This is a genomic window from Tabrizicola flagellatus (assembly GCF_046295235.1).
Taxonomy (GTDB): domain Bacteria; phylum Pseudomonadota; class Alphaproteobacteria; order Rhodobacterales; family Rhodobacteraceae; genus Tabrizicola; species Tabrizicola flagellata_A.
Map to the genome: position 1 here is coordinate 1 of NZ_JBKBLV010000068.1, position 6,937 is coordinate 6,937.

The 6,937-nt window shown below is 68.1% G+C and carries 8 protein-coding genes and 2 pseudogenes; 5 read left to right on the forward strand and 5 right to left on the reverse strand.

Annotation, left to right across the window (positions count from 1 at the left end; genetic code table 11):
• Together ACK4IU_RS18040 and ACK4IU_RS18045 are read left to right on the forward strand one after the other, a co-directional pair.
• On the forward strand, positions 1-428 hold a 428-nt coding region (locus ACK4IU_RS18040), incomplete at its 5' end, for a molybdopterin dinucleotide binding domain-containing protein (protein WP_409738061.1).
• Positions 429-496: 68 nt separating this feature from the next.
• On the forward strand, positions 497-1,030 hold the full coding sequence (locus tag ACK4IU_RS18045) for a DUF2478 domain-containing protein (protein ID WP_409738063.1): 534 nt from the start codon (positions 497-499) through the stop codon (positions 1,028-1,030).
• 91 nt (positions 1,031-1,121) lie between these two features.
• On the opposite strand, the pseudogene ACK4IU_RS18050 reads toward ACK4IU_RS18045, so the two are convergent.
• A pseudogene (locus ACK4IU_RS18050) lies at positions 1,122-1,361 on the reverse strand (IS5/IS1182 family transposase); the annotation flags it as partial.
• A gap of 330 nt (positions 1,362-1,691) precedes the next feature.
• Between ACK4IU_RS18050 and dusA the strand changes: the two are divergent.
• On the forward strand, positions 1,692-2,714 hold the full coding sequence (gene dusA / locus ACK4IU_RS18055; protein ID WP_409738066.1) for a tRNA dihydrouridine(20/20a) synthase DusA: 1,023 nt from the start codon (positions 1,692-1,694) through the stop codon (positions 2,712-2,714).
• Here dusA and ACK4IU_RS18060 read toward each other — a convergent pair.
• A complete protein-coding gene (locus ACK4IU_RS18060; RefSeq protein ID WP_409738069.1) occupies positions 2,696-3,871 on the reverse strand; it encodes a multidrug effflux MFS transporter in 1,176 nt (391 codons plus the stop codon). The genes dusA and ACK4IU_RS18060 overlap by 19 nt on opposite strands.
• A 168-nt stretch (positions 3,872-4,039) precedes the next feature.
• Here ACK4IU_RS18060 and ACK4IU_RS18065 point away from each other — a divergent pair, with 168 nt between their 5' ends.
• Both ACK4IU_RS18065 and ACK4IU_RS18070 read left to right on the forward strand, forming a co-directional pair.
• Complete coding sequence (locus tag ACK4IU_RS18065) at positions 4,040-4,858, forward strand: sulfite exporter TauE/SafE family protein (protein ID WP_409738072.1); 819 nt, start codon at positions 4,040-4,042, stop codon at positions 4,856-4,858.
• Positions 4,852-5,604 carry a hypothetical protein gene (locus ACK4IU_RS18070; protein WP_409738075.1) on the forward strand — a complete coding sequence of 251 codons (753 nt, stop codon included), beginning with the start codon at positions 4,852-4,854 and terminating at the stop codon, positions 5,602-5,604. Before ACK4IU_RS18065 ends, ACK4IU_RS18070 begins: the two co-directional genes overlap by 7 nt.
• Before the next feature lie 84 nt (positions 5,605-5,688).
• Here the strand turns inward: ACK4IU_RS18070 and ACK4IU_RS18075 are convergent, their stop codons facing one another.
• From ACK4IU_RS18075 to ACK4IU_RS18085, 3 genes and pseudogenes are all read right to left on the reverse strand, one after another.
• Positions 5,689-5,919 (reverse strand): DUF1289 domain-containing protein, encoded by a 231-nt coding sequence (locus ACK4IU_RS18075; RefSeq protein ID WP_409738078.1) that lies wholly within the window; start codon positions 5,917-5,919, stop codon positions 5,689-5,691.
• Positions 5,916-6,395: a Holliday junction resolvase RuvX gene (ruvX, locus tag ACK4IU_RS18080; protein WP_409738081.1), complete on the reverse strand. Its 480-nt coding sequence runs from the start codon at positions 6,393-6,395 to the stop codon at positions 5,916-5,918. The genes ACK4IU_RS18075 and ruvX overlap by 4 nt, the downstream gene beginning before the upstream one ends.
• A pseudogene (locus ACK4IU_RS18085) lies at positions 6,392-6,937 on the reverse strand (c-type cytochrome biogenesis protein CcmI); the annotation flags it as partial. The gene ruvX and the pseudogene ACK4IU_RS18085, both read right to left, overlap by 4 nt.

Consider the following 6,937-nt stretch of genomic DNA (forward strand, 5'->3'; position numbering starts at 1 on the left):
CGGGCAAGGCCCAGCAGCAGGCCAACCACCGCTTCTTCATCAACAACGGCCGCGCCAACATGAACTGGCAGAACTGGTTCCTCGACCAGGGCAACGACTTCGTGATGGACCGCTTCCCGGTGCCCTTCATCCAGATCAACCCCGAGGACATGGCCGAACTGGGCATCAAGCCGGGGGACATGGTGGAGATCTACAACGATGTCGGCGCCACGCAGGCGCTGGCCTACCCGGAACCGACGGCGCGGAAGAACGAGACCTTCATGGTCTTCGGCGCGCCGAACGGGGCGCAGGGCAACATCGTGAACGCGGGCGTGAACGAGCTGATCCTGCCGAACTACAAGGCAACCTGGGCGAACATCCGCAAGATCTCGGATGCGACCCCGGCCTCGGCGGCCGTTTCCTACAAGTCGTGGGAAGTGGAGCTTTGAAGACCGTGATGCGCCGCCGGCTGGACACCGGCGGCGCATCCCCTATCCATGGCGCAGGAGAGATTGCCGTGAGACTTGCCTATGTGACCCTTCAGGGCCGCGGCCGGACCGACGCGCTGATCGCAGCCGTGGCCGAGCGGTTGCAGGCCGAAGGGCTGCGCCTTGCCGGAACGGTGCAGTCGAACATCGAACGCCCCTATCGCCGCAAGTGCGACATGGACCTGAGGATCCTTCCCGATGGTCCCATTGTCAGGATCAGCGAGGATCGCGGCGATCTGGCCCGTGGCTGCACGCTCGACTCAGGTGCCCTGGAACAGTCGGTCGCGGAGGTGCAACTGCGCTTGCCCGGCTCGGACCTGCTGATCGTGAACAAGTTCGGCAAGCGCGAGGCTGAGGGCAAGGGGCTGGTTCCGGTCATCGGCGATGCTCTTGAACTGGAAATACCCTTACTCGTCGGGGTGAACGGCCTGAACCTTGCGGCCTTTCTGGCCTTTGCGGGCGATTTAGCAGTGGCACTGCCTACCGACATCTCAAGCGTTGTCGAATGGTGCAGGCACTCTGTGGTTGCGAAGACAGATCGCTGCATGGGCGCCTTGATCTAGGGCCGAGTCCGGCCTGCCCCGCGTGCGGGGGGGGGCGCCGTCCCGAGACCGGCGCTACTGGTCGGGATCCGTCGTTTCCGCCCGCAGCACATCCGATGGCTTTGGTGACGGGTATCCCGATTGCCGTGAAGCCATTCAGAACGGCGACACGCACCTGGGACTCCGCAACCTGACGGTCGAAGTCCTGCGCGGAAAGACCCTGCCCCAAGAGCTTGATGCAGTGCACCTTGGTTTCAACGCGACTTCGGCGCTGATACCTGCTCCATCGTCGCCAGAAGGTTCACCCGACGCGCTTCGATGCGCGCAGAATCTCGCCGCGATCGGCAGCACCGCCTGCCAGCGCGAACCATGCTGACCCTCATTGTCGAGAACCAGCCGCACGGCCCGCTCGCGCACATCAGGTGAAAACTTGTTCGTGGCCTCGCTCATGTTGCTCCACCCTACTCAGAAGTTGGAGCCTCCGGCAAACCCGGCGAAGTTCAATTTTCCGCTTTCCATCCTTGCGCTCAACGATCTCTGCCCTGTATGCGATAGTGCCATCGGCGCGCTTGCGCTCTGATATCGAGCCCACTGTCCCCCATCCTCCCAGTTCGTCCCCCACCTGGGAACATTCACTGTCCAACGGGGAGGGGGCTCAAGGCCTTTCAAGGACGAATGACGCATGACGAGTTCTGAAAAATATCCAGCAAAACAAGGGAACTCTTTGCAGCTTGGCCCCCACCGCCTCTCCGTCGCCCCCATGATGGACTGGACGGACCGGCATTGCCGCGTCTTTCACCGCCACATGACCCGGCGGACGATGCTCTACACCGAGATGGTGACGGCCCCGGCCATCATCCATGGCCCGAAGGGTCGGCTTCTGGACTATTCCCCGATCGAACATCCCGTAGCCCTGCAACTCGGCGGTTCGGATCCGAGCGAGCTGGCCGAGGCGACCCGGATCGCGCGGAACTGGGTCTACGACGAAGTGAACCTCAACTGCGGCTGCCCCTCGGATCGGGTGCAGTCGGGCTGCTTCGGCGCGGTGCTGATGGAGCGCCCGGCACTGGTGGCCCATTGCGTCCGCGCGATGCAGGCGGAAACCGACGTGCCGGTTACAGTGAAATGCCGGATTGGCGTGGACGAGCAGGATCCCGAAACCGTCCTGCCCCATTTCATCGAGACCATCGCCGGGGCAGGGGTGCGGCATGTCATCGTCCATGCCCGCAAGGCCTGGCTTCAGGGCCTGTCCCCCAAGGAAAACCGCGAGATTCCGCCCTTGGACCACGACCTCGTGGTGCGGATGAAGCAGCGCTTCCCCGAGCTGACCATCTGCATCAACGGCGGCATCACCTCGCTGGACCAGGCGCGGGCCCTGCTTGCACAGGGGCTCGACGGGGTGATGATCGGCCGGGCGGCCTATCACGACCCGGCCTCGGTGCTGATCGGGGCCGATGCGCTGTGGGGCGAGGACTTCACCCCCGATCCGGTCGCGGTGGCCGAAGGCATGCGGCCCTACATCGCCGACCACCTCGCCGCTGGCGGCCGGCTGCACCAGGTCACCCGGCACATGCTGGGGCTCTTCACCGGACGCCCCGGCGCGCGGGGCTGGCGGCGCGTGCTGTCGGAACGCGCCAGCCGCGACGGAGCGGGGCTCGAGGTGCTGGACGCCGCCCTCGCCGAGGTTCAGGCCAGGGCCGCCTGACGCGGGATCAGCCGCGACAGGACCAGAGCGATCAGCCCGCAGGCAGCGATCGCCGCCAGCATCGGCAGGACGGTGCCGTCAAGGAAGGGCCCCGCCGCCGCGACGAGGACGCCCGCCGCCACCATCTGCATCGTGCCCCCCAGTGACGAGGCGAGCCCCGCGATGTCGCCGTGGTCCTCCAGCGCCTGCACTTGAGCCGTGGGCAGGATCACGCCCAGGAAGATGTTGCCCACGAACAGCGTGGTCATCGTCGCGGGCAGGCTCGCCAGCCCTGCCAGTGCCAGGCCGAAGCCCGCGAAGGTGGCCAGCGCAAAGCCGACCGTCGCCCCGGCGATCATCCGCAGCGTGCCCAGCCGCTGCGCCAGGGTCGAGGCGAACTGCGAGGCGGCGAAGAAGCCGATGGCGTTCACTGCGAAGGCCAGCGAGAACTGGGTGGGCGTCAGGCCGAACTCCTGCCGGTAGACGAAGGCGGCGCTGGCGATGAAGACGAAGAAGCTGGCGAAGGCAAAGCCCGCCAGAAAGGTCATGACCATGAAGCCCCGGTCGGCCAGCAGGATCCGCGTTCCCGACCGGAAGGCTGCAAGGTCGAAGTGCTGCCGGTTGGCGTCCGTCAAGGTCTCCGGGACAGCGAAGTGGATCAGGAAAAAGCTCAGACAGGCCGCAGCCAGCAGCGCCCAGAAGATCAGACGCCAGTCTCCCAAGGCCAGCAGTCCCGCCCCGGACAGCGGGGCGAGCAGGGGCGAGACCGCGATCACGATCATGATGGTGGACATCATCCGCGTTGCCTGCGGGCCGGTCGCGAGATCCCGGATCACCGCGCGCAACACCACCATGTTCGCCGCCCCGCCAAGGCCCTGCACCATCCGCCCGGCGATCAGCCAGCCGATCGAAGGCGCAACCGCGCACATGACCGTGCCAGTGATGAACAGCGCGAGTCCGGCATAGAGCGGCGGCTTCCGCCCCGCCTGATCGGCCCAGGGCCCATAGACCAGTTGCGCCAGCCCGAAGGTGACGAAATAGCCGACGATGGTCCATTGCACCGCCTGGCTGCCTACACCCAGGTCGCGCCCGATCTCGGGCATCGCGGGCAGATACATGTCGATGGCAAAGGGGCCGACGGCGGCCACGAGGCCAAGGATGACGGACAAGAAGGTCAATGAAACGGCGCGAGTCATGATGCAGATTCCGGAAAATGCTTGCGACAAGGGCGTGAGATCTACGCCCCTTCGTCGGCAGAGGAAAGCCCCACCCGCGCATCTTCCGCTCTGGCCTGTGCCTGCGGGGGAGGCTAGGGTCGCCTCGCCGCCACTTGATCGTGTGACCCCATGCCCGACCTTTCGCTTCTCCTGCCGATGATCGCCGCCCTGGTCGTGATCGGCGCCTTCGCCGGGGTGATCGGCGGGCTTCTCGGCGTCGGCGGCGGGATCGTGCTGGTCCCGGCCTTCTTCTACGCCTTCGGCCATCTCGGCTATGGCGGGGGGCAGCTGATGCAGGTCTGCGTCGCGACCTCGATGGCGACGATCGTCGTCACCTCGTTGCGCTCGGTCTCCTCGCACAACAGGAAGGGCGCGGTGGACTGGGAGGTGCTGAAGACCTGGGGTCCGGCTCTGGTGATCTCGGCCGCCATCGGCACCTATGTCGCGGGCAAGGTCTCCTCGACGACGCTGCAAGCCGTGTTCGGGGCGCTGGCGGGGCTGGCCGGCCTCTGGATGGCCTTCGGGCGCGACCACTGGCGTCTGGGTGACCACATGCCCGGCGAGCCGGTGCGGAGCCTCGAGGCCGGATCGGTCGGCTTCTTCTCGGCGATGATGGGGATCGGCGGCGGCACCTTCGGCGTGCCGCTGATGACGCTTTACGGCCTGCCGATCCACCGGGCGGTCGCCACCGCCTCGGGCTTCGGCGTGCTGATTGCCGTGCCCTCGGTGCTGGGCTTCCTCCTCCTGCCCGTGGCCGAGGCGCCGCCCTGGACCATCGGAGCGGTCAACCTCCCCGCCTTCCTCGTCGTCATCGGCACCACGCTCCTGACCACGCCGCTGGGCGTGCGGCTTGCCCATGCGATGAACCCCAGACCCCTGAAGCGTGCCTTCGCGATCTTCCTGACGCTGGTCGCGCTCAACATGCTGCGCAAGGTCCTGGGATGGTAGCAGCGGCGGCCGCGCGCGGCTGGTGCCGGATCGGCCCCGACCCGGCCATCGCCGCCTGGGCCGCCGCCGCCCGGACAGCGGCGCTGGACACCCTCGCCTCGACGACCGAAGCCTGGCGCTGCGGCGGCACCTGGTTCGTCGGCGTCGATGCCCTGCCCAACTGCCCCGACGGCGCGATCGGCGGCGCGCCCTTCCCCTGGTCGGTCCTGCCGCTTGCCCCCGAACCGCTGCATCGCGGGCAGATTTCGGTGATCCGGCCCGGCTATCCCCGGCCCTCGCCCGAGGAAATGCCGGCCGCCTTCGCCTTCCGCCGCGACCGCGACGCCGCGCATCTCGACGGTCTCCTGCCCATCGGCCCGACCCGCGCCCGCATGGTCAGGGAACCCCATGCCTGGATCCTCGGCCTGCCCCTGAACGAGACGACCGCCGCGCCCCTGACCGTCTGGGAGGGCAGCCACGACCTCCTCCGCGCCGCGCTGCGCCAGGCGCTGGCGCCGCACCCGCCGGAAACCTGGGGCGAGATCGACATCACCGCGGCCTACCAGTCCGCCCGCCGCACGGTCTTTGCCCGCTGCCGCCGGGTCGAACTGCCCGCCCGGCCGGGCGAGGCAACCCTGCTCCACCGCCTGACCCTGCACGGAGTGGCGCCCTGGAGGCCAGAGGACACGGCCCCGCCCGAAGGTCGGATAATCGCCTATTTCCGCCCGCAACTGGCCAGCGTCCGGGACTGGCTGACCGCACCCTGACTTGCCCTTTTGCGAAATACTCTCGGGGGGGGCCGGGGGGCGAAGCGCCCCCGGTCGCGGCCGGTCAGGCAGCGCGAGGCCCGACTACCGCTCCAGCCGCGCCATCCGCCCGCCGCGCCGCTTCTGCAAGCGCGGCGCCCGGCCCGGCAATTCGGCCATCACCGCCGCGCGCTCCTCGTGCGTCAGGCGCGACCACCGGCTGATCTCGTCGATGGTGCGGTAGCAACCGACGCAGATCCGCTCTTCGGGGTGGACGACGCACAGCTTGACGCAAGGGCTGGCGATCTCGTCGCGCTTCCAGACATCGTCCTTCACGGCTCACTCCGCCCCAGATGCGCCATACGGTCCAGCGCGCCTTGCAGGATATAGCCGGCCGCCACCTGGTCGATCACCTCTTTCCGACGCTTTCGCGACGTATCCGCCTCCAGAAGTGCCCTTTCTGCCGCAACCGTGGACAGACGCTCGTCCCAGTAGCATATGGGCAGGCCCGTGAGCTTCTCCAGATTGCGTGCAAAGGCCTGGGTGGATTGCGCCCTGGGGCCGCTCGACCCGTCCATGTTCAACGGCAGCCCCAGCACGACTCCCGCGGCCCCCCGGGCCTCCAGCAGGGCCAGCAACCGCTTCGCATCCAGCGTGAACTTCTCGCGCCGGATCACCTCGATCGGCGTGGCGACCTGCCGCCGCAGGTCCGACAGGGCCACGCCGATGGTATGCGTGCCCAGGTCCAGCCCGGCAATCGCCCGGTTCGGGGGCAGGGCGGCGGCAAATTCTTCAATGGAGGCGTAGATCACGGGGTCAGACCGGTTTCCACCGCTGCCTGGCGCAGGAAGGACAGCTCCGCCGGCTGGCCCTCGAATTTCGCCTTCGCCTCGTCGTAGATCGTCTGCGCCTCGTCCAGCCGCTCCAGCACCGCCAGCGAGCGGATCAGACGGTTCCACTCCTCGACCGAGCCGCCCTCTGTCGCGAGCCGGTCGGACAGCTGCGCCACCATGCCCTCGATCATCGCCTGGCGGTCCTCGGCCGACATCTCGCCCGCCGCCGCCATGTCCGCCGCCGAGGGGCCGCGCATTCCGCCGGCAGCGCCCGGCAGGGCATAGCGGATGCCGGCCAGTTCCGCGACCGAGGCGATCCGCTCGCGGATCGAGGCGGTCCAGGGCGCGTCGGGATTGCCCTGCTCGGCCAGCGGGCGCCAGAATCGGAAGGCCTGGTCGAAGCGGCCGCCCTGCACGAACATCTCGCCCACCAGATAGCGCGCCAGCTCGTTCGTCATGTCGGCCTGAAGGCTCGCACGCAGCGCGGCCTCGGCCTCGGGCGAGACATAGCCGCCCGCCTC